The organism is Bradyrhizobium sp. DOA9, assembly GCF_000617845.2.
In the GTDB taxonomy this organism is placed as follows: Bacteria; Pseudomonadota; Alphaproteobacteria; order Rhizobiales; family Xanthobacteraceae; genus Bradyrhizobium.
Genome location: NZ_DF820425.1, coordinates 6,219,310 through 6,240,489, shown reverse-complemented (window position 1 = coordinate 6,240,489; position 21,180 = coordinate 6,219,310). Strand labels below are relative to the sequence as shown.

Sequence of the window (21,180 nt, the reverse complement as noted above, 5' to 3'; positions counted from 1 at the left end):
AGGGAATCGCGATGGACGATCTCATCATCATCGGCGGCGGCGAACACGCCTTCATGGTCTACGAGGCAGCGCTCCTGTCCGGCCAGTTCAACATTATTGGTTTCCTCGACCGCCAGCCGGGAACGCTTGGCGATGCGCGCTATCTCGGAACCGATGATGTTGCCCCGAACTATCCGGACGCCGCCTTCGTGGTCGGGGTCGGAACGATGCAGGCGGGGCCCGCGCGCCGGCAGATGATCGGCCGGTTGCAACTCAAGCGCTGGGCATCGGTCATCCATCCGCGTGCGTTCGTCTCGCCGTCGGCAACGATCGGTCCGGGAAGCGTCATCATGCCGGGGGCGATCGTCAATGCGCGAAGCATGATCGGCCATCACTGCATCATCAATTCGGGCGCGGTCGTCGAGCACGACGTGCGCGTCGGGCACTACACCCATCTCTCTCCGGGAACGGTGGTCGGCGGCGGCGCGGAGATCGGCGACAATTGCTTTGTCGGGCTCGGCAGCCGTGTCCGCGATCACATCTCCATCGGTCACGACACGCTCGTGGCGATGGGCTCTGTCGTCACGGGTTCATGGCCGCCCGGGTCCATGTTGCGCGGCGTTCCGGCAAAGCCGCGCCGCTAGACCGGATCGTCGGGTTCGAGCGCCCGCGGCGCCGCAGTTCCGATCAGGGACCAATATTCGATCGGCGGCCGGCCGGTGCCCGGCCGCTTGGCGGTGATGTCGGCCGGGCCGATGATCTCGCCGGCCTCCAGCGTGCGCGCCGCCACGATGCTCTTGCGCGCCACCGGCACATTCCTGACCTCGGATTCCTTCGGCGTCTTCACGCCGTCGCCGAGCGCGGCCTCGACATTACGGATGGCGCTGACCATGCGCTTGAAGTCATCAGGCTCGAGCGAGGCCGCGTGGTCGGGACCGGGGGCATTGCGATCCAGCGTCAAGTGCTTCTCGATGATTGTGGCGCCGAGCGCGACCGCGGCGACCGAGACTTCGAAACCGTCGGTGTGATCGGAATAGCCGACCGGAAGCTGAAACGCCGACCGCATCGTCGCCATCGCGGCGAGGTTCACATCGGCGATGGGGCAGGGATATTCGGTCGTGCAATGGAGCAGGCTGACATGCCGCGCCAGCGCGGCGCGCGCCGCCGGATCGCGCCACGCCGCGCGGAAAGATGCGATGCCCGCAGCATCGTTGCGCTGCGCGTAGCCGTGCGCCAGCACGCCAAGGGCTTCCTCGATCTCGCCGAGCGTCGCCATGCCTGTCGAGAGGATCAGCGTCGCACCGGCCCTCGCTGCAGCGTGCAGCAGCGGAGCGTTGGTGAGATCGCCCGATCCGATCTTGATGCGTGGCAGCTTGAGCGACAGCAGGAAGGCGAGCGAAGCGTCGTCAAACGGCGTCGACAGGAACGCGATGCCGCGCTCCTCGGCGCGCGCGATCAGCGTGTGATGCGCAGCCTGGGGCAACTCGAGGCGTTCCAGCATGGCGAGCTGGCTCTCGGCGGCATCCGTCGTGCGCTGCTGGTAGTCGGCCTTCTTCGCCGCGCCGCCCGCCAGCGCCTTCGCATTGAAGGTCTGGAACTTGACGATGTCAGCACCGGCATCGGCAGCCGCATCGACCAGGGCCAGTGCCTTGTCCAGGCTGCCGTCGTGATTGACGCCGGCCTCCGCGATGATCAGCGTGTGCCTCGTCATGGCCGCGCTCCGCTTGCCGGTACCTCGTAGAAGCCCTTCTTCAGGAGCTGGCCGAAATCCGGGATGCCGGCAATGATGTCGGCAAATCGCCGGCTGGAATCACCATCGCCATAGGGATTGACGGTGTGCTTGCGGCCGCGTTGAAGCGCTTGCGAGATCGCCGCGCCGATCGCGCCGCGTTCGGGCGCGGCGTGGAACACCGAGTCAGCGCGCTTGCGCCCTTTCTGGCGGTCGCCGATATCGACCGTCGGAACACCGAATGACGGCGCTTCGAGGATGCCGCTCGACGAATTGCCGATCACGACGTCCACCTGGCTCATCAGGCTGAGGTAGCGGAGCTGCCCGAGCGAGGCGACTGCGATCGTGTTCGGCCGGCCGGCCGCGAAGGCCTTGGTCCGGTCGTTCAGCGCGCGCCCTTCGGCATCGGCATTGGCGAGCGTGAAGAAGAGGCGAAAGCCGGGATCAAGCGTCGACAGCGCCGCGAACAATTCGTCCAGCTCGGCCACCGAGCGTCCGGCCTCGACCGTCACCGGATGGAACGTCACGAGCGCATTGCGTTCGCCGAGCGGCATCCCGATCGCGTTGCCGATGTCATCGCGGTTCATGAGATCGAGATGCTTGATGGCGTCTATGCCGACCGAGCCGATAGTATGGATACGGGATGGGTGCTCACCAAGCTGGATCAGCCGACGCGTCGAGTCTTGATTGCTGGTGAAATGCAGATGCGACATCTTGCTGATGGCGTGGCGGATGGATTCGTCGACCGCGCCTTCGGTGACGTCGCCCCCGAACAGATGCGCCATGGGCAGCCGCATGAACATCGCCGCCTGTGCGGCCGCGAACATCTCGAAGCGGTCGCCGAGCACGACGACGAGATCCGGCTGCAGCCGCGTGAACGCGTCGGCAAGTCCGATCACGCCGAGCCCGACGGATTTTGCGACGCCCGCGCCGGTGTCGCTGGCAAGCAGCGTCTCGACGCGCTCGTCGACTTCGAAGCCCTCGTCGCGGATGGCGTTGAACGTGTAGCCGAACTCGGGCGCGAGATGCATGCCGGTGGCGATGAGCTGGAGCCTCAAGCCTGCTGTCTCGCGGATCGCGCGCATCGGCCAGACCAGCAGCCCGAAATCGGCCCGGCTGCCGGTGACGAAGCAGATCTTTCGCGCTCCGCTATTCATCGCGAGCCCTGATGCTGGCGCTGCTCGGCAGGTTGATCAGGCGGCGCTCGATCGACTCGGCATTGGCGAGATCGCCGCGCGGGCTCTGTGCGAACATCGGCAGGCGGTGCATCAGGGTCCAGGCCGGCCGCGCGCCGAAACCGGCTTCGTTCAGCGCCGTCAGCACGTCGTCGCGCCGCCTCGCATGCGCTTCGTCGAGCAGGATCGCGTTCAGCCAGTAATTGCTGGTGGTGCCCTCGGGCTCGCGCGAAAAGCGCACGCCGGGAACGTCCGCAAAGACGCGCTCATAGGTCGCAGCCAGCCGTCGCTTGCTCGCCAGGAAACCCTCGAGCTGCTCGAGCTGGGCGCAGCCGAGCGCGGCGTTCAGGTTTGGCAGGCGGTAGTTGAAGCCGATCTCGTCGTGCACGAAGGCCCATTTGTGCGGCAGCTTCGCGGTGGTGGTGAGATGCTTGGCACGGCGTCCGAGTTCCTCGTCATTGGTGAGGATAGCGCCGCCGCCGCCTGTCGTGACGATCTTGTTGCCGTTGAAGCTCAGCGCCGCGAGCCGCGCCTGCGATCCGACGGGGTGGCCCTTGTAGGTCGAGCCCAGCGATTCCGCGGCATCCTCCACCAGCGCAATGCCCCAGTCGCGCGCGATCGCAGCGATCTCGTCGAGCTCGACGGGATGCCCGAACGTGTGCATCGGCGAGATCGCGGCGATGCGGCGCCCGGTCTCGCGATTGACCGGGCCCTGCGGCGTTCGCTCGGCAATCCTCTCGAGCCGCGTGGCGAGGGCGCGCGGATCCATGCCGAGCGTGACGAAGGAGCTGTCGACGAAATGCGGCACCGCCCCGCAATAGGCGATCGCATTGGTGGTCGCGATGAAGGTCAGCGCCGGCGACATCACCTCCTCGCCGGGCTCGACGCCGGCGAGACGGAAGCAGGCGTGCAGTGCCGCGGTGCCGTTGACGACGGCGACCGCGCGCCTGGCGCCCGTCACCTCTTCCAACATGCGCTCGAAGCGGTCGACGAACGGGCCGACCGAGGAGACGAAGGTGCTCTTGATGCATTCTTCGAGATAGGCGACCTCGTTGCCGGCGAACACCGGCTCGTGCAGGCCGAGGATGCCGTTGGGTGTACCCGCGGCGCGCCGGACGGCATCGACCACAGCCTTCGGATCGAAGGCGGGCGTGGAGATGTCGGATCTGGTCGGGGCCGTTCCCACCTTTGCCTCAGACATTGTAGACGTCCGCCTTGTAGCGGCTGAGATTGACGGGATTGGTGAACCAGTTCACCGTCTTCACGATGCCCTGACGCATGCCTTCGATCCCGCCGAACTCCGGGGCCCAGCCGAGTTGCTGGCGTGCCTTGGAATTGTCGGCCCAGAGCCGCTCGACCTCGCTGTTCGCCGGGCGCAGCCGCGCCTCGTCGGTTTCGATCTCGATCGTGGTCCCCATGACGTCGGCGATCATCTGGGCGGTGGCGCCGACCGAGATCTCGAAGCCGCTGCCGAGATTGATGGTCTGGCCGACGCATCGCTCGGCCGGTGCGGTGAGTCCTGCAATCAGGCCGCGCGCCGTATCCGTGACGAACGAGAAGTCGCGGGTAGGGCTGACGGCGCCAAGACGAATCCTGCGCTTGCCGGTCGCGATCTGGCTGATGATGGTCGGGATCACCGCACGTGCCGATTGGCGCGGGCCGAAGGTGTTGAACGGGCGGATCACGACGACCGGCATGTCGAACGATGCATGGAACGACAGCGCCATCTGGTCGGATGCGATCTTCGAAGCCGAGTAGGGCGACTGACCAACCAGCGGATGGCTCTCCTTGATCGGGACCGTCTGCGCCGTGCCGTAGACCTCGCTGGTCGAGGTCTGCACGAAGCGACGCACGCCGGCCATGCGCGCGGCCTGGAGCGCGTTGACGGTGCCCTTCACGTTGGTGTCGACATACGAGTCGGGCGCGACGTAGGAGAAGGGGATCGCGATCAGCGCTGCCAGGTGCAGCACGTCGGTGCAGCCAACGGTTGCCTGGATCATGAAATGCGGATCGCGGATGTCGCCGGCGACCACCTCCACGGACTTCATGATGTCGGCGGAAACGGTGTCCAGCCAGCCCCAGGAGTTGAAGGAATTGTAGAAGACGATCGCCTTGACGCGGGCCCCGGCTTTCACCAGCTCCTCGACGACATGCGAGCCGATGAAGCCGTCGCTGCCGGTAACGAGGACGCGGGCGTCCCTCAGATCTGCCATGCCGGACCCCAAAAAGGCGATTAAGCCAATCTTCGCAACAAGATGGCGCTATAGCACACTGGCGGTTGCGCGCAACAGAGCAGCGGTCCGAAAGCTGCCAAATGCCCGGGTATGCGGCAGTTTTTGGAAGGCCGGCTAAAGTTTGCCGGCCGCGTTCAGGCGCGCTCTCACGAAGGCCTCAAGATTGCCGCCCTCGAACAAATGGCCGGGAAGGCCGGCAGCCCGCGCCGCCTCGAGGTCGCTCGGCTTGTCGCCGATCACCATGCTGCGGCTCATGTCGACCGGAAAACGCCGCGCGAGGTCGGTGATCATGCCCGGCGCCGGCTTGCGGCGGTCGCTGACGCGGCAATAGCGCGCGACGGTTCCCTCGGGATGATCGGGGCAATATTCGAAGGCGTCGATATGCGCGCCGACCAGCGCCATCTGGTCCGCCATCCAGTGGTGCAGGGTGACGACGTGATGCTCCTCGTAATAGCCGCGCGCGACGCCGGATTGATTGGTGATGACGAAGGCGAAATAGCCGGCGTCGTTGACGGCCTTCACGGCCTCGCGTGCGCCCTCGATCCATTCGAGCTTGTGCGTCTCGAACGTATAGCCGGAATCATGGTTGAGCACGCCGTCGCGATCGAAGAATATGGCAGGCCTCCGCAGCTTGTCCTGCAATTCGCGGTCGGCGCGCGCGAAATCGTCGGGGATGCCGATGTCGATGAAATAGCCGCGATAGGCGGTGCCGCGCAGTTCGCCGCGCGAGACAAGGCCGGGAAACACGTCCTGCTCGAGGGAGGCGGGAAGCTTCGCGATAGCGGCGAGAACGGACTTGTCGACGACGTAGATCCCGGCATTGACCGGTCCTGTGGCGCCCGCGCCCGGGGCGATGAAATCGCGCACCACATCGCCATCCAGCGCGACGCGCCCGTAGCGGTCTCCGACGACGCCGTCGCGCAATGCCATGTGAACCCGCCCTCCCTTCGCACGCGCGATCAGATCGAGCAGGTTGAAGTCGAACAGCGAGTCGCCGTTGAGCAGCAGGAAACGGTCGTGCAGCAGGTCGCGTGCGTTCAAGAGCGCGCCGCCGGTGCCGAGCGGCTCGGTCTCGCGCGACACCAGGATCTTGGCCCGGCCCCTCGCCGCGCCGGCATAGTGGCTCTCGACGATGTCGGCCTTGTGGCCGGCAAGCAGGAGGATTTCGTCGAAGACGTGATAGCGGACGAGTTCATCGATCAGCGTGTCGAGAAACGGTCGGCCGCCGATGTCGAGCATCGGTTTCGGCGTCGCTTTGGTACGCGCGCCAAGCCGTGTACCCAGCCCTCCGACGAGGATGACGGCCTGTCTCAGCATGATTTGTCCCTTCGACGGCAGAATGATGAAGTCTCACGCCATCTGCGACAATACGTTGGCAATTCCGATGTTGCGTTCATATCAGCGCGAACAAGGAATGCGAACAACGACCGTCTGCCTGTTCGCGAACAGGACCGGAAACGGGCCCGCGCGAAGGGCGTCAATGATCGTCGGCGCTATCGGCTCTTGGGGAGGAAAATAGCTGAGACGCTGGTTGGCTGCGAGATGGGTCCACGCGATCGTGCGGGGCGTGATGATCGCGACGAGGTTCCAGGCGTTCTCGCCCGTCTCCAGGATGTTCTGGATCGTGGACCTGGCCTCCTCAGGCGGAATTTCAGGAATCAATGCCGCAGCGACGTCCGAAGGCGGCGGGGCCGCTTCCTGGCCCGGTGCCGGTGCGGTGCGGACCGACCGCATGATTCCGCCCAGAGCGTCGGCCTTTCGCATCTGGAAGGAAGCTTCCGCGTTGATGGCTCCCACCAGAGGAGCGATCAGGCTGCAAGTGCTTGCAAGCCGCTGCTCTCCTTCGGCCGGCTGCAGAATCGTGCGCACGACCGCTTTTGCTCGCGTCGCCACCATTTCGTTCACAGTGTCCAGATTGGAGAACAGATAGGCGGCCGGCGCGCCGGTGGTCGCCCGGACGATGCCCATCGTATATGGGTCCGAGAGGATGATTCCTCTTCGTAGATTCTCGCGGAGCCAACGGGCCAGTTCGAGCTCGTCGGCGTTGTAGTGTGAGACGATTGCCGTGCGGTCGGGTAGGGCGCCGTAGCTATAGCTCCTGTTAATGCCGGACAGACCGACCTTATCGACGGCAGCACCCAAGCCCACGATCCCCGCCAGAGCGAAGATGTAGACTCGTCGCGACTGAACCAGGGTCAATACTGCGAGCGTCACGAGTAGCGCGACGCCGGCCAATTCCACCGGTCGCAGGAGTGCCTGATAGCGGGCAAAAGGCAGATCGGTTCGCCAGGGAAAGGCATAGAACAGAACCACAAGAGCGCTCGCAATCAGCGCGACGGCCGTGGCAATCAGAGCCCGCCGATAGCGAGGGAGCGGGCTGGAATCGATCAACAAGTGACAAAAGACCTCAGTGGCCGTGATCGTGAACAGCGACAATATGATCGTGCTGATGCGATACAGGAACGGGAAGCCGGAGAGTACGGCAAGGCTCAGGCCGCAGCCGGCGATCCAGGACCACACCAGTGTCACGAAGCCGTCGGCACGAGGCCGGACTCCACCGGAGGAGACACGAACGGCAGGTCGGGACATCCACCACCATGCAACGCCCAGCGTGATGCAGATGGCAAAGACCGGACCTATCGTCCGGCCAAGTTCGATCGTGGCGATCAGCGGCCCGGAGCCGAGGAACAGCTCTTCGCCGCCTTCGATCCTTCTGCCCAGGAACAATTCCGTAATCGAGGAAAAAGTATCGTTGGCGCTCATTGAAGGAATGTAGCCGAAGCGCATTCCCACAACGCAGACGACAATGCCGAGAATGATCGGCGGCAGCACGAAGGACAGAAGCCGCAGCACCGCGACGCTGGACGACGGCCAGGTGGAAATCATCCGCGCGATGGCGAGATAAATGAGCCAGCAGACGAGAACGGTCGGAACGAACAGGTAGGAGCCGCGATGCGCAAGCACCAGCGTCGCTGGCCAGATGCAACCAAGAAAGAAAACCCCGCCATATCGTCCGGTCCTGCCCAAGATCCTGAGCAGGAACAGCCCGGCCGCGAGCAGTGCGAGCACGAGCGTGTTGTTGTTGAAGATGAATGCGAGCAGCAGCGTCACGCCCGCGCCGACGGTCAGCAGCAGGGCAGATCGTGCCGAGATGCCGTTTGCGTCGCGCGGCGCATTGCCGATCAGCACGCCGAGAAACACGACGCTGCTGACGACTGCCAGGCTGCCGTTCGTCATCAGGACGACGGCATTGCTGGCCGCGCCGAAGAAGAAGGCGATCCATTTCCGTGGCGACGTGGGATAGACGCCCTGCGCGAAGGCGTAGGACGCCAACAGGAAGAACAGAATCGAGAAGAAGCGATAGGTCCAACTAAATCTAAGGAGATCCAGGCCCAGCGTTCCGGCGAGCGCGCCTGCCACTGCCGAACGGAGATCGACATAGGACTGGGCCGCATACGGATTGATGACACCGCCGTCGGCGTACTCTTGCGCAGTCTTCATCCAGTGAACATCAGCGCCGATGTCCGCAAAGGGAAAGCTGGAAAATGCGCCGAACGACCACCACCACGTCAGGAGCGCGATCGGCACCGACAGAATGCACCAGGTGGCAGCCGTGCGCGTCTCATTGAGGCTCGGGCCCCAGTTGGGCCATGACCAGGCAAGTCCGAAGCCGGATACGACGGCGAATGTCGCGAACTGAAGCCAAATATCGTTCACGAACAGCGATAGTGCTCCGAGCAGGATGCCCGTGGCAGAGGCTCCGACGGTAAATCCAAGGACGACGAACTGAGCCTTCGTGAGCCGGCACATGGCGACGAGTTTCGCTGGCGCGATGGCCAGGATCGAAAACCCGGTGCCGAGCTGGATCAGGAAGAACAGGAAGGTCAGGACAAATGTGGTCGTCCACATCACTAGATCTCTAGAGTGGGTGCCGGCGAAGCAGCCAAGAATCGGCGATCTTCAATTTCCTTTCGACGGGTCGGCCGGGCGGCCAACGATCAGGGAGCCGAGTGTGAACAGATCCTCTGGGGAGAAGCTTTTGAAGCGCGGCGCCAATCGTTCCAGGATCTGCTGCTCCGGCGGCCGGCGGTCTGGTTGGTCGCAGAGCAGTTCAAAGCCGGCCTCTCGGAACAGCTGCAGATATTCGCTATGGCGCAAACGATTGACGTACTGGAAGCGAGATTGGAAGGGCGCCCAATCCTCGTCGGAATAGGTCAGGAAGTTGAATGAGCTGATCGACGGGTCGAAGCCCTTGAAGTGGTCGCCATAGTCGATTTGCATGAGGATGAGCCCATCAGGGCGCATGATGCGTCGCAGCTCCTTCAAGATTGCCGCGATGTCGCTCCTGGGAATGTGCTCGAGCGTTTCGACGGAGACCGCGCAGTCGATCGAAGCGGCCGGCAGGTCCGTCGTCCGGGCATCGGCCGGTGCGCGGTAGTCGATCCGCCAGGCACGCTCGAGGTCCGCCAGGGAATTCAAGTCCGGGTGGTCGGTCCCGCTCAGTCGAGAAATGACGGCTGCATTGGAGCGGATCAGCTCCAGCTTGGCCAAGCGCTCGATGTCGAGGGTGATGAAGCGGCGGGCCCCATGTGCACTGAAGGCGAGCGGAATGATCAGATCGCGCCCGGCGCCGAATTCGAAGCAAGTCGAATCCCGCAACGGGCGGAGGCTGTACCTCTCGTGGACACCGAGCAGCCGCTGCGCAAGTGTGTAGATGGACTTGACCTGCTTTTCGGGGCGCGGCAGCCGTCGTGTGATGTGACGCTGCAGGACGTAGTGCAGGTCTTCGCCCCACGGGATGTTCGACAACAGGGAGAACGCTCGCGCCTTTGTTTGCCAGCGCACGTCAGCATTTCCTCGCTGGGGTGGCCGTGATCGCAGTGATGCTGACGAATTGTCGTTGAAGCACGGTGTAGGTCCAGGAAAGGCCGATGTTCCGACCTGTTTCAGGCGGGTACCAAGTCACGTAGCCAGTTTCGGTCATACGAGAGCCGCAGCCGCAATGCAAGGATTCGACGGCACTCGTTCCGGTAGCAAGGGGCTCCCTTATGTCCCGCGGCGGCTTGGGCCGCCGAGGCTTGAGCCTTACGGCGGTGTTGGGGCTCGAAGTGCCTTCTTTCGAATCGACCGCTGCAGCGCCGTTGCAGGTTGATTCCCCTGTCGGCACAGCGTAAACAGGCCCTGAAATCGCGCCGACGTTTTAGCATGCGGGCCAAGAACATCGCGTATGATTTGGGTAAAGCCGCCGGCCGGCTTGGTCTATGCTGATCCCCTGCTCTCCCGCCGAGTCTTGTCGAATGCCCGGTGATTTGCTGATTGGCGAGGCCGTCGCCAGAGGTTATCCGCCCGCTGTGCTCTACCTGCGCAATGACGAGACCGTCACGACGGAGGTCTGCGCGTTCAACTACTTCTCGGTCTTCATGAAGGACCATCCAGAGGTGGATGCGCATGTCTGGTTCTTTGACGGCGCGGGCACGCCGGCCGGTTATTTCCACCGGGAACTCGGCATCAACGGGCAACTGCAATTGCAGACTTCGGATCTGTGTCCCCAGGTTTCGGGGACCGTGGCGATGGCGCTGGTTCCAAAACACGAGACCAAGCTTCGTCCCGGTCGGAAGGTGACCACCGGCTATTACGCACAATACTTCTCGCAGCACGGCGCGGTGACATTGTCGCACGAGCGCGAGCCGGTCGCCGCGGCACCATTCCCGACCTCTGCCTGGATGCAATCCTATCTCACGCGTTTCCTGAAGGAATCGGGCGTGGTGCTCGTGAACTCCTGCATGGCGTCCGAAGGGGTCTCCATCGGAACGGCCCGGCTCATGGCCCTGGACGGAACCGAATTGGGCCAGCGTGCGCTGCCGGAAATCGCGCCCATGGGGGCCGCCCGCATCGGCACGCTGGACCTTTTCCCCGACGCCGGAAGGCTGATCGGCGCGGCCGAAGGTTTTGCCCTCGAGTTCAAAGGCACCAACATCGCCAGCCCGTTCAGCTACTACGAATTTGCCAACGGCAAGTTCAGCTTGCACCATTTTTGAAGGCCGCGTCCGTGACTCGTTTCCCATCCAGTCCCTGGAAGCCCCACGAGCCCAGATTCATGTTCCCGACGTTTGCCGGCGTCGAGTCGCGCATGGGTTTCTCGATCCCCGCCTGGTATCGTCCGATCGACATCAGGTATCTCCGCAGCCTCGTCGCCGGCAGCCTGCGCAAGAATTTTCGCGAAACGGTCAAGGATCTCGTTCCCGAACTCGCCAGCCTGGTCGCCTCGGGCTTCAGCAAGAAGCTGAGGTTCAAGCTGCACATACTCTCGCGCAACGGCGAGTATCGGGCGACTTACGAGTTTCCTCGTGACTATGCGCCGGGCTCGTCCGTCGAGATCGAGCTGTCGCGTCTTTTCGCCTCGCTCAAGCTGCCGCAGGACGATTATCTGGTGATCGCCGTGATGTCGCGCGGACGCATGGACGGCTTCCGATCGTCGCCTGCCAGCTATTCCATGACCTATGTCGATCAGGACAACGTCGCGATCTACCGCACCGGCGCGTTTGCCCGGCCCTTGAACGAGGGCCGGCTCAAGGCCCATGTCGGCTTCACCGGCATCAATCCGAAGATCATTGCGACCAGTGACATCGTCAGCAGCGTGCTGCTGATCAATCACTCTTCCGATCCCGAATATGCGCATTCGGCGCGGCCGACGACGAGGCTGATCCGCGAAGACGGCGAGGAACTCGAGGCGGATTTCGGGGAGATCCCGCCGCTCGGGGCGCGCGAGATGTCGGTCGTGGATATGTTCGGCCCTCGTGTGTTCGACTTCCTCAAGCCGTTCAGCGGTCGCGGAAGCACAGTCACCGCCTGCGCCGGCGTTACGCTCGCCAGCCTGCATTTGCAGCGCACGAACGACAACCGGCGGACGCTGCTGGGCATCGAGCACTCGCGTCCTGCGCACATGAATCTCGCGGGCATTCTGCAGCATTGATCAAGGGAACCGGTCGGAGCGCGGGGGCAATGCTGTCTTGGTCTAGCGGTCTCAGCCGCCTGCTGAAATTCGACGAGCACATGAAGACGCCGTCCCTCGGCCTCGTGCTCGGCTTCTGGGTCGTGTCGAACGTTATGGTCATCGCCTGGTATTGGGTGAACATATCCGACAGGTATCTTCCGGGCTTGTTGCGCTACGTCGGAATAGCCTTCTTTGTGGCCGTCGCCATCGCTCCGCTGCTGCTGCTGTTCAAGGTCAGAAGGAGCTTCTTCAATCCGGTCACGCTGGGGCTGCTCGTCTGTTGCTGCCTTGCGCTGTCCATTACGGCGCATGAAGCCAACCTGCTGCGTGAGCAACTCCAGTTCAGCCTCGATCACGAGCGCGAGTTTGCCCATATGGACGCTGTCGAAGGCGTCATGCGGCCATTGCTTGCCAAGATCACCGAGGCCTACGTCCAAATCTTCGGCGACGATCGCACCCCCAGAGGCTCGACTTACCACACCCACATCATCGTCAACTACCTGTTCGATTCGCTGTCGTTTCTTGCGGTGTTCGCGCTGGCGACGTTGCTTCTTTCGCCAACTGCGACGTGGCTCTGCCTGCTGACCTTTGCGTTCTACACCCAGATCGCGATCTATCCGGGCCGCATGGGTCCCGTCTTCATCGCCGGCGGGTTGTTCTGGCAGCTCTTTCTGCTGACGTCGCGGCGATATCCCGCCGCGATCATCTCGGGGCTGATCATCAGCTTCGGGCGGACTGACGTCGTGTTTGCGTCGGCGTTCGCGCTTCTGGGCCTCGCAGCTTTCGAACGGCGATGGCCAACACTGAAAGAATGGAGCGTGTTCGGGCTGCTGATCGGTGTCTCGCTGGCCGTGCCGAAGGCGCTGATCTGGATGCATCCCGGAACCGACTATAGGTCATTCCTGGTCACCAATGGCGATTTCAGCAAGCTGGTCGTCAATCTTCAGACCATGAAGCTCGTGGTGGCGATCGCCAGTCCTGTGCTCGCAATTGCGATCGTAAGGACGTTTGCTCTCACCCGGACGATCGCAGTGGTCGTTCCCGCCGCACTGGTGCATGTAGGACTCGTCTTCTTCATCGCGGACTTTTCCGAGACGCGGCTGATCATACCTGGGCTGGCGGGTCTCACCTTCGTGGCCAGCGAAGGGCTTGGAAAGCTGCTGGAAGGAACGGAACGAGGCCAAGCCAGCAGCGGCTGAGATCGGGGAGGGATCGCCCGCCGCCGAGCGGTCAAGCGAAATCCGACGAGCCGGCCAGCTGCAAATTCCTTCGGATCACCGTTCCGACGACGTGCCCCTCAGAAGAAGCGCTTTCAGGTCCTTCCCGACGATGCGCTCACCGCAGACACTGAGATGATCGGAATCTCTGTACATCAGGCAATCGCCGTCCACCAGTCCCCGCGCATCCTGATCGATGACGTCGAAGAAGGATATGTAGCGAAAGTGTCCGCGCTGCAGGCGGATCTTGTCGCGAAGGTGCTCGTCGAGGGCGGAAAAGATGTCGACCGTCGGGGGATTGAGGTGGAATCCTCCGCGCGCAACCCGCTTCATGCTTTCGAAGTCGCGGAAGTCCATCCTAGCTTCGACAAAAGGACCCAGCCAGATTGTCTTGGTCATTTTGGACAGGGATTGCAGGTAATCGATCGTCTTGGCGATCGGGCGTTCGTTGAAGTGGTACTTGCCTCCAAATCTCAGTACGTCTTCCGGCTCCTGCCGGTTGTGTTCGTCGACCACGAGGTGAGACCCGGAGAAATGCAATATGACCGTCTCGACGGTGTCGCGATGAGCCTCCATGAACTTGTCGAACGATAGATAGGGACATTCCGGAATTCTGGCCCAGGGCCGACATCCGGGACCAACCAAGCCGACGAGGAACTTGGCATAATTGTTCCTGAACAGCGCATTGTAGATGTTCATTGCGTGGGAATCGCCGAGAACGACGGTTGCAGGGCCGAACCTTTTCGAGCAATCGATGAACCGGCTCCATTCCGCGGGCTGCAGCTGGGATGTCCAGAACATGCAATCGCCGTCCGAGCCCATATCGCGCATGAAATCGCCTCCGGTATTGCGCTCGAGCAATTCGTACAGGCGTCGGGTATCGTTGTTGCTGAAGTAGAGGCCTTGCTTTTCGAAGCCGTTCGTGGCGATCGCGAAAATGCTGGCACCGGACAGGAAGGACATTCCGAGCGAGGTAAGCACGATCAGCGCCGGTCTTCCGAGCCGCTTGCGATTCCGGGCCGGCTGCTCGACGAACCGATAGGTCAAGAAGGCAAGCACAAGAGAAAATGCCGTTAGCGCAAGAGCCGTGCCGATACTTGGCCGCTGGAAGCCGCTCAGTCTGGCGAAGACGAGCACCGGCTGATGCCATAGATAGGCGCCATAGCTGATTAGCCCGATCGCAACGGGAACCCGACTTCCAAGCAGTCTGCCCGTGATCGTCCGCGTGCTGGCGAATGCGATGATGAGGCCGGCACCGAGCACGGCAGGAAGGGCGCCCAAATCGGGGTATCTGATTTCGCCATGGTCAAGCAGGCCGTAACCGATAGATCCGATGCCGACGATGACGAACATGTCGAGTGCAGCATTGGGCAGTTCAGCCCTCAATTTGGTCACCGGCCACAGGGCCAGAAGAGCGCCAGCCAGCAACTCCCAGAGGCGGCTTGGTATCAGATAGAAGGTGTCCTCCCTGGTCTGAGGGCCCCACTGAGCATAGGCAATGCTCGCGACAGCAATCGCGGCAAACAGCATCCCCGCTCGCCTTCGGCCAAATCGCAGGGCGCCCATCAGCAGAATGGGGAAAACCAAATAGAACTGCTCCTCGACGCCGAGGCTCCAAGTATGCAACAGCGGCTTCAGTTCGGCTGCCCTGTCGAAGTAGCCACTTTGCGCCCAGAAAAAGACGTTTGATGCGAACACGCATACCGCGATCACGCTCTTGGAGAATTCGGTCACCTCGCGCGGAAGCATGAAGATGAGAACGAAAGGAATGCAGGCGAGCAGAACCACGATGAGTGCCGGCAGTATTCTCCGGGCACGCCTTTCGTAAAAGGCTGCAAATTCAAACCTGCCGTCCTCCATCTCCTTGGCGATGATGGACGTGATCAGATAGCCGCTGATGACGAAGAATATGTCGACGCCGAGGTGACCGCCCGGAATCGCGGTCAGTCCAGCGTGGAAGAGAATTACCGAGAGAACGGCAATCGCTCTAAGGCCGTCAATTTCGGGGCGATAATCCACCTGGTGCCGCTACCACACGCTTCGCCCGCCATCCATCACCAGGTTCTGCCCGGTCATGTAGCTCGACGCATCCGAGCAGAGGAACTGGACCGCGGCGCGGTACTCGTCGACCTCGGCCATGCGGCCCATCGGGATCAGGCGCGTCAGTCGCTCGACGAAGGCCGGATCCTGGTTGTTGAAGACCCCGCCCGGCGAGATCGCGTTGACGCGGACGCCGCGATCGGCCCAGTACGTCGCCAGATATTTCGTCAGCCCGATCAAGCCGTGCTTGATCACGGAGTAGGTCACCGGCTTCACCGGCTGCTCTTCCTCGCGGGTCACCTGCGGCTGGCGGTAGAGCCGCTGGTCCGGCGCGATCACGCCGAGATCGGAGGCGATGTTGAGGATCACGCCGCGGCCGCGCGACGCCATCGCGCCGCCGAACACCTGTGCGCACAGCATCGCGCCGGTCAGGCCCACGGCGATCTCGGTCTGCCATTGCGGGACCGGAAACGCCTCGAAGCGGGAGGAATGCATCACGCCGGGTGCGGAGGTCACCTTGGGGTCGATCGCTGCGTTGTTGACGAGGATGTCGACGGAGACGCCGCGGCCGGAAAGCTGCTCGTGCGCAGCGCGCACCGAATCGAGTGTAGTGACGTCGATCGCGAGCGCGATCAGGTCGGCGGACGGCGCGTTCTGCTCGAGCGCGGCAACGGCGGCTTCGGCCTGGGCAAGTCCGACGTCGGTGACGACGACACGCGCGCCGGCCTCGGCGAGCGCGGCGACATGCTGCCGCCCGAGCAGGCCGCCTGCGCCGGTCACGAGAGCGGTGCGGCCGGTCAGGTCGTAGCGCGAGGACGGGCTTGGCATCGGGAGCTCCTGTTCAGCTGCGCAATTGGCCGCCATCGGCGACCATGACGCTGCCGGTGATGAACGCCGCGCGCGGCGAGGCGAGGAATGCGACGAGGTCGGCGACCTCTTCCGGCTTCCCCAGCCGGCGCAGCGCCACTTCGCGCGCAAGCATGTCCTCGACCGCGGCCCGGCTCTCGGCGAGCTTGCGCGCCCAGGTGCCGTCGGGGGCGAGGATGTTGCCGGGCGCGACCGCATTGATGCGAATGCCCTCGAGCGCCAGCGGGCGTGCCAGCCCGCGCACGGCCGCGTTCAACGCCGCCTTCGCGGCATAGTAGGTGACGGGGGCGCCCAGCGCCGCCATGCCGGCGATCGAGGAGATGCAGACGATGGACCGGTCGCCGCTGCCGCGCGCCATCAGCGGCCGTGCGGCCTCGATCATGTTGGTGGTGGCGAAGAGATTGAGGTCCATCACCCGCGACCATTCCGCGGCATTTTCCTGTCCGGGCGGCACGGAAGCGCCGCTGCCGACGTTGCAGACGAGCATGTCGAGGTGCCCCCATTGCCGTTCGACCTCGTGCACCAGCCCTGCTGCGGCGGTCGGATCGGTGACATCGGCCACGTGGACCGACGTGCTGCCGCCGACCGCAGCCTGCGCGCTATCGAGCGCATCTGCGCCGCGCGCAGCGAGTGCAACCTTGGCGCCTTCCGCAGCGAGCGTCGTCGCGATCGCGAGCCCGATTCCGCGGCTGGCGCCGGTGACGAGCGCGACGCGATCATCCAGCTCGAGCTTCATCGCGCGGCATCCTCGATCCAGCGAACCGTCATGTCGCGATATGTCGCCAGCGCGCCGGCATGATCGCCATCGCTGGCCCGCGCGGTTTGCAGGATGTACTGTCCCCTGTAGCCGGAGCGCTCGATCAGCCGGATCGTCTTGGCAAGATCAGCGTTGCCGGTGCCGAGTGGCACGGTGGTGCCGCCGCGCACGCGGTCCTTCACATGGACATTGAAAATGCGGGGCGCGTAGGCTTCGATCTCCTCGGCGCTGTCATAGCCCAGCGAAGCGCTGTTGCCGCTGTCATAGTTGATGCCGAAGACCTCGGCCGGAAATGCCTCCATGAAGCGGGCGAGATCGCGCGGCGGCAGATCGGATTCGAAGACGATCTTGACGTTCTGTCGCACGAGCTGCTCGCGGCGGGCGATCAGCACTCGCTTGAGCGTGTCGCTCTCGCTCTCGCGCTCGATGTTGCCGTTGTCGACCAGCGGGATCACGATGAATTCGATGCCGATGCGGCTGCAGGCGGCAACCAGGAGATCGAGGTCGTTGACGAGGGCATCGCGCACGACGGCATCGACCTTCCAGAACGGCGCCTGCATGAAGCAGTCGCCGGTGAGGCTCGGGATGCGCACGCCGTTCTCGCGCGCCAGCGCCAGGATCTCCTGTTGTCCCGTCTCGGTCGTCAGCGGGTTCTCGCGCAGGCGCTCCTGGTCGATGGTCCACTCCATCCGCGTCAGGCCGAGCGCCTTGGCGCGGGGAAATTCCTCGCGCCATTCGTTCCACGGGAACGCCTGGATCTTGCCGTCGACCAAAGCCGACAGGCGTCCCTGCATGAAGCCGATGCGTTCGAGCGTTGCGGTCACGATGTGCTACCCGAGCTGATGGCGAGGCCCTTGGCGATCCAGCCGCCGTCGACGAAGATTTCCTGGCCGGTCACATAGGCGGAGGCTTCCGAGGCCAGGAAAACGGCGGCGCCCACCATGTCGGCGGGCTGTCCCCAGCGGCCGAGCATGGTGTGGCGGCGCCGATCCTCGTGCATGACGGGATCGGCATAGCTCTTGGCGGTCATCTCGGTCGCGACGTAGCCCGGCGCCAGCGCGTTGACGCGGATGCCGTCGGGCGCGTAGTCGGCGGCCAGTGCGCGCGTCAGCCCGGCAAGTCCTGCCTTTGCCGCGACGTAGCCGGGATTGCCGGGGAAGCCGCGCACGGAATTGATGCTGGTGACGTTGACGATCGCCGCCGCGCCCGCGTTCTTCAGGAGCGGATAGGCGGCGAGGATCGTGGCGTAGACGCCGGTGAGATCGGTTGCGACCGTGGCGCGGAAGCGTGCGAGCTCGCTCTCGCTGCCTTGGGCGGGAAGACTGATGCCGGCGGCATTCACGAGTGCGTCGATACGAGCGCCGTTTGCCGCGATGGTGCGGAATGCCACTGCGATCGCGCCGTCGTCGGAGAGGTCGCATGCAATCGCGGTGACGCCCTGCGGCGCGGTTCCGGACCGGCTGAGGCCGAACACGGTGGCTCCGGCGTCCTCGAGGCCGCTCGCAATCGCCGCGCCAATGCCGCGCGAGGCGCCGGTGACCACCGCGATCTTGCCTGCGAGAGAGAAGGCGCTGAGATCAGGCATAGCCGTAACTGCGCATGATGGCGGCGCAGAGCTTGACGTCCTCGGGGCGGTCGATCTGGAACATCTTGTGACGCTCCATCACGTGAAAGCCGATCTTGCCGCCGAGACGATTGTTCTGCTCGCGCAGGAGGGATGGGATCAGGACGTAGAACGAGCCGTTCTCGAGGTAGCGCTTTTCGATCTGCTGCCGCATGCGGCGGTTGCGATAGTCGTAATTGATCGGCTCCGGGCCGTTCGCGCCGATCCGCCAGTTGAAGTAGTCCTCGACCTCGCAGACCGACAGCAGGCTGTCGAGATGGTCGCGATCGAAGGTCGCAAGCGCGTTCTCGATGTCGCTGGGCTCGCGGATCGGCGATGTGGCCTGAAGCGCGACGACACGCTCGAACCGGCCCATCTGCGTTTCGGTCGCATCGAGAGCATGCAGCCAGGCGGATTCGGAGGAGGCGAGGTCGCCTGAAATGTCGTCCGGACGCCGCACGCCGACAGCCCCGGCGGCTTCGGCCGCGGCGAGGATGGCGTCGCTGTCCGACGAGACCGCCACCACGTCGACGCCGCGAGCCGCGCGGGCCTGTTCGACCGTCCAGGCAATCAGGGGCTTGCCGCAGAGATCGAGCAGGTTCTTGTGCGGGATACCCTTGGAGCCGCCGCGCGCGGCGATCACGGCCAGCGTCTTGCGCGTCATCAGATGTGTCCCTCGAGACGCTCGAGCGCGATCCAGAAGCCTTCGCCCATGTTCTTGTGGCCCTGCCATATTTCAGGAATGAACGAGGCCGTCGGCGCATGCTTGCGCAGCACCTGTCCGATCTCGTCGAAATCGATCTCGCCTTCGCCGATCTGGAGACCTTCGCCGTCGAGCCCCTTGGCGTCGCCGAAATGCAGATGCGCGGTGTGCGGCCCGAACTGGGCGAGGCCTTGCGCGAAGTCGAAGCCGAAATGATTGGCGGCGAGCTTGGTGTGGGAGATGTCGACGCACATGCGCAAGCCGTGCCTGGCGCAGAACGCGGCCGATTCCTCCGGGAAGATGAAGATGTTCTGGTGGCGCTGGCCGCCGAAATGCCAGGGGAACGGCGCCATGGTCTGCGGCGTCAGCTCGACGCCGTCCATGTCGAGCTCGGTCAAGCTCTGCGCAAAGATGCGGTAGCGTTCGGCTTTCGCCTCCGGCGGCAGCGGCTCGTCCATGGTGAAGCCGCCGATATTGGCGACGATGGGCGGGCGCTTGGTCCTGGGAAAGAACTTCTTCAGGCCGCGGGTGATGTCGATCACCGCCTGCGTCTGCTCGAGCGAGTAGCGCCGCAGCGCCTCGTCGGGCGTTGCGAGGTCCATCAGCTTGGAGCCGGCAAACAGCTCCGGCGCATGCACGACGAAGCCGAGTTCATAGGTGCCCGATAGATAGGCCGCCGGATCGCGCTCCATGTCGCTGTAGCTGAGATGGAATTCGATGATGTCGGGCTCGCAGATTTCCAGGAAACGCTCGGTATCGTGATAGCGCACCGGCACGCCCCAGGGGCGGTCGAACCTGTAGCGCCGCGCCTTCGCGGCGCCTTCGTTGAGGTCGCTCTGGAAGAAATAGTCGTCGGCCGCCATCGTTCGCGTCAGCTTGCGGCCGAGCAGCGCCGGCATCTTCAGCGGCGACAGACCCTGTCCCGGACTCTTCACGGCGATGTCGGCTTCGGAGATCACGGTGCCGACCGACAGGTCGCGCGCGGCCACCAGGCTCTTGGCGAGGTTCTCGCGGTTGATCAGCTCACCCTGGCTCAGCGCGCGCTCGGCGAGCTTCTCGCCGCGCGCCGCCTCGACCTCGCGAATGCCGGAAACGAGCGCCTTGAATTCCTCCGGCTCGAGACTTGCGGCATGGTCCGGACCTTCCATCTCGCGATCGAGCGTGATGTGGCGTTCGATAACGACGGCGCCGAGCGCGACGGCGGCCGTCGAGACGGCAATGCCGCGCTCGTGGCCGGAATAGCCGACGACGGGATGGATCTCGCGCAGCGTTTCCATGAAACGCAAATGGATGTTGTGGAGCGCGGCCGGATAGGTGCTCTGGCAATGCAGCAGCACGTAGCTGGCATTGCGGTCGTCGAGGAATTTCGCCGCGGCCTTGATCTCGTCCGTCGTGCTCATGCCGGTCGAGACGATCAGCGTCTTGCCGGTGGCGGCGAGACGGGCGAGCAGCGGCAGGTTGGTGAGGTCGGCCGAGGCGACCTTGTAGGCCTTTACGCCGAAGCCTTCGAGCACGGCGACGCTCTTCGCGTCCCAGGGCGTGCAGAGGTACTCGATGCCCTTGGCTGCGCAGTACTCGGCGATCTTCTTCTGCTGTGCGGTCGGCAGCTCGAAGCGGCGCAGAAGATCGAGCGTATATTCGACGGCGAGGTCGTCGTCTTTCCCGGACAGGCTCGAGGCGCGATAGACTTCCTCGAGCTTGCGCATCTGGAATTTGGCGCAATCGGCTCCGGCCGCGACCGCGGCGTCGACCAGCGCAATGGCGCGGTCGAAATCGCCATTATGGTTGTTGCCGATCTCGGCGATGACGTAGCAGGGTTCGCCATCGCCCAGAAGACGGTTGCCGATGCGGACCGGAGCAGGCTGTTTGGGCGATGTCATCA

General features: G+C 63.8%; 18 protein-coding genes. 4 read left to right on the top strand and 14 right to left on the bottom strand.

Features of this window, described 5'->3' with window-relative positions:
• Positions 1–11 precede the first annotated feature (11 nt).
• Positions 12–623 carry an acetyltransferase gene (locus BDOA9_RS29410; protein WP_025037528.1) on the top strand — a complete coding sequence of 204 codons (612 nt, stop codon included), beginning with the start codon at positions 12–14 and terminating at the stop codon, positions 621–623.
• Here BDOA9_RS29410 and neuB read toward each other — a convergent pair.
• From neuB to BDOA9_RS29375, 7 genes are all read right to left on the bottom strand, one after another.
• On the bottom strand, positions 620–1,690 hold the full coding sequence (gene neuB / locus BDOA9_RS29405) for an N-acetylneuraminate synthase (protein WP_025037527.1): 1,071 nt from the start codon (positions 1,688–1,690) through the stop codon (positions 620–622). The two genes, BDOA9_RS29410 and neuB, sit on opposite strands and share 4 nt — an antisense overlap.
• Positions 1,687–2,865 carry a UDP-N-acetylglucosamine 2-epimerase gene (gene neuC, locus BDOA9_RS29400; RefSeq protein WP_025037526.1) on the bottom strand — a complete coding sequence of 393 codons (1,179 nt, stop codon included), beginning with the start codon at positions 2,863–2,865 and terminating at the stop codon, positions 1,687–1,689. Before neuC ends, neuB begins: the two co-directional genes overlap by 4 nt.
• Positions 2,858–4,084, bottom strand: coding sequence for a LegC family aminotransferase (locus BDOA9_RS29395; protein WP_025037525.1), 1,227 nt, complete (start codon positions 4,082–4,084; stop codon positions 2,858–2,860). Before BDOA9_RS29395 ends, neuC begins: the two co-directional genes overlap by 8 nt.
• Complete coding sequence (locus tag BDOA9_RS29390; protein ID WP_042336802.1) at positions 4,077–5,096, bottom strand: NAD-dependent 4,6-dehydratase LegB; 1,020 nt, start codon at positions 5,094–5,096, stop codon at positions 4,077–4,079. Before BDOA9_RS29390 ends, BDOA9_RS29395 begins: the two co-directional genes overlap by 8 nt.
• 135 nt (positions 5,097–5,231) lie before the next feature.
• Complete coding sequence (locus tag BDOA9_RS29385) at positions 5,232–6,434, bottom strand: HAD-IIIA family hydrolase (RefSeq protein ID WP_025037523.1); 1,203 nt, start codon at positions 6,432–6,434, stop codon at positions 5,232–5,234.
• Between the two features lie 81 nt (positions 6,435–6,515).
• Complete coding sequence (locus BDOA9_RS29380; RefSeq protein ID WP_025037522.1) at positions 6,516–9,026, bottom strand: hypothetical protein; 2,511 nt, start codon at positions 9,024–9,026, stop codon at positions 6,516–6,518.
• Between the two features lie 51 nt (positions 9,027–9,077).
• Positions 9,078–9,962 (bottom strand): class I SAM-dependent methyltransferase, encoded by an 885-nt coding sequence (locus BDOA9_RS29375; protein WP_192859625.1) that lies wholly within the window; start codon positions 9,960–9,962, stop codon positions 9,078–9,080.
• Between the two features lie 452 nt (positions 9,963–10,414).
• Here BDOA9_RS29375 and BDOA9_RS29370 point away from each other — a divergent pair, with 452 nt between their 5' ends.
• Genes BDOA9_RS29370 through BDOA9_RS29360 form a run of 3 tightly spaced genes read left to right on the top strand, consistent with a single transcriptional unit; the run spans position 10,415 to position 13,310 of the window.
• On the top strand, positions 10,415–11,155 hold the full coding sequence (locus tag BDOA9_RS29370; protein WP_025037520.1) for a hypothetical protein: 741 nt from the start codon (positions 10,415–10,417) through the stop codon (positions 11,153–11,155).
• Positions 11,156–11,214: 59 nt separating this feature from the next.
• Positions 11,215–12,090 (top strand): hypothetical protein, encoded by an 876-nt coding sequence (locus BDOA9_RS29365; RefSeq protein WP_025037519.1) that lies wholly within the window; start codon positions 11,215–11,217, stop codon positions 12,088–12,090.
• Positions 12,091–12,119: 29 nt separating this feature from the next.
• Positions 12,120–13,310, top strand: coding sequence for a hypothetical protein (locus BDOA9_RS29360; protein ID WP_025037518.1), 1,191 nt, complete (start codon positions 12,120–12,122; stop codon positions 13,308–13,310).
• A 75-nt stretch (positions 13,311–13,385) separates the two neighbouring features.
• On the opposite strand, the gene BDOA9_RS29355 is transcribed toward BDOA9_RS29360, so the two are convergent.
• Genes BDOA9_RS29355 through BDOA9_RS29325 form a run of 7 tightly spaced genes read right to left on the bottom strand, consistent with a single transcriptional unit; the run spans position 13,386 to position 21,178 of the window.
• The gene (locus BDOA9_RS29355) at positions 13,386–15,347 is read right to left on the bottom strand and encodes an acyltransferase family protein (RefSeq protein ID WP_025037517.1); all 1,962 of its coding nucleotides are present in this window, start codon (positions 15,345–15,347) and stop codon (positions 13,386–13,388) included.
• 9 nt (positions 15,348–15,356) lie between these two features.
• On the bottom strand, positions 15,357–16,196 hold the full coding sequence (locus BDOA9_RS29350) for an SDR family oxidoreductase (protein WP_025037516.1): 840 nt from the start codon (positions 16,194–16,196) through the stop codon (positions 15,357–15,359).
• A 13-nt stretch (positions 16,197–16,209) separates the two neighbouring features.
• Positions 16,210–16,971, bottom strand: a complete 762-nt coding sequence (locus BDOA9_RS29345; RefSeq protein WP_025037515.1) for an SDR family NAD(P)-dependent oxidoreductase — start codon at positions 16,969–16,971, stop codon at positions 16,210–16,212.
• Entirely contained in the window at positions 16,968–17,816 is an 849-nt protein-coding gene (locus tag BDOA9_RS29340) for a sugar phosphate isomerase/epimerase family protein (RefSeq protein WP_025037514.1), read from the bottom strand. Before BDOA9_RS29340 ends, BDOA9_RS29345 begins: the two co-directional genes overlap by 4 nt.
• Positions 17,813–18,577 carry an SDR family oxidoreductase gene (locus tag BDOA9_RS29335; RefSeq protein WP_025037513.1) on the bottom strand — a complete coding sequence of 255 codons (765 nt, stop codon included), beginning with the start codon at positions 18,575–18,577 and terminating at the stop codon, positions 17,813–17,815. The genes BDOA9_RS29340 and BDOA9_RS29335 overlap by 4 nt, the downstream gene beginning before the upstream one ends.
• Positions 18,570–19,259, bottom strand: coding sequence for an acylneuraminate cytidylyltransferase family protein (locus BDOA9_RS29330; protein WP_025037512.1), 690 nt, complete (start codon positions 19,257–19,259; stop codon positions 18,570–18,572). Before BDOA9_RS29330 ends, BDOA9_RS29335 begins: the two co-directional genes overlap by 8 nt.
• Positions 19,259–21,178, bottom strand: coding sequence for an N-acetylneuraminate synthase family protein (locus BDOA9_RS29325; RefSeq protein ID WP_244521539.1), 1,920 nt, complete (start codon positions 21,176–21,178; stop codon positions 19,259–19,261). The genes BDOA9_RS29330 and BDOA9_RS29325 overlap by 1 nt, the downstream gene beginning before the upstream one ends.
• Positions 21,179–21,180 lie beyond the last annotated feature (2 nt).

Excerpts from the sequence above, each read along its gene's own strand:
- BDOA9_RS29410 (WP_025037528.1), top strand. The coding sequence starts at position 12 with ATGGACGATCTCATCATCATCGGCGGCGGCGAACACGCCTTCATGGTC.
- neuB (WP_025037527.1), bottom strand. The coding sequence starts at position 1,690 with ATGACGAGGCACACGCTGATCATCGCGGAGGCCGGCGTCAATCACGAC.
- neuC (WP_025037526.1), bottom strand. The coding sequence starts at position 2,865 with ATGAATAGCGGAGCGCGAAAGATCTGCTTCGTCACCGGCAGCCGGGCC.
- BDOA9_RS29395 (WP_025037525.1), bottom strand. The coding sequence starts at position 4,084 with ATGTCTGAGGCAAAGGTGGGAACGGCCCCGACCAGATCCGACATCTCC.
- BDOA9_RS29390 (WP_042336802.1), bottom strand. The coding sequence starts at position 5,096 with ATGGCAGATCTGAGGGACGCCCGCGTCCTCGTTACCGGCAGCGACGGC.
- BDOA9_RS29385 (WP_025037523.1), bottom strand. The coding sequence starts at position 6,434 with ATGCTGAGACAGGCCGTCATCCTCGTCGGAGGGCTGGGTACACGGCTT.
- BDOA9_RS29380 (WP_025037522.1), bottom strand. The coding sequence starts at position 9,026 with ATGTGGACGACCACATTTGTCCTGACCTTCCTGTTCTTCCTGATCCAG.
- BDOA9_RS29370 (WP_025037520.1), top strand. The coding sequence starts at position 10,415 with ATGCCCGGTGATTTGCTGATTGGCGAGGCCGTCGCCAGAGGTTATCCG.
- BDOA9_RS29365 (WP_025037519.1), top strand. The coding sequence starts at position 11,215 with ATGTTCCCGACGTTTGCCGGCGTCGAGTCGCGCATGGGTTTCTCGATC.
- BDOA9_RS29360 (WP_025037518.1), top strand. The coding sequence starts at position 12,120 with ATGCTGTCTTGGTCTAGCGGTCTCAGCCGCCTGCTGAAATTCGACGAG.
- BDOA9_RS29350 (WP_025037516.1), bottom strand. The coding sequence starts at position 16,196 with ATGCCAAGCCCGTCCTCGCGCTACGACCTGACCGGCCGCACCGCTCTC.
- BDOA9_RS29345 (WP_025037515.1), bottom strand. The coding sequence starts at position 16,971 with ATGAAGCTCGAGCTGGATGATCGCGTCGCGCTCGTCACCGGCGCCAGC.
- BDOA9_RS29335 (WP_025037513.1), bottom strand. The coding sequence starts at position 18,577 with ATGCCTGATCTCAGCGCCTTCTCTCTCGCAGGCAAGATCGCGGTGGTC.
- BDOA9_RS29330 (WP_025037512.1), bottom strand. The coding sequence starts at position 19,259 with ATGACGCGCAAGACGCTGGCCGTGATCGCCGCGCGCGGCGGCTCCAAG.
- BDOA9_RS29325 (WP_244521539.1), bottom strand. The coding sequence starts at position 21,178 with ATGACATCGCCCAAACAGCCTGCTCCGGTCCGCATCGGCAACCGTCTT.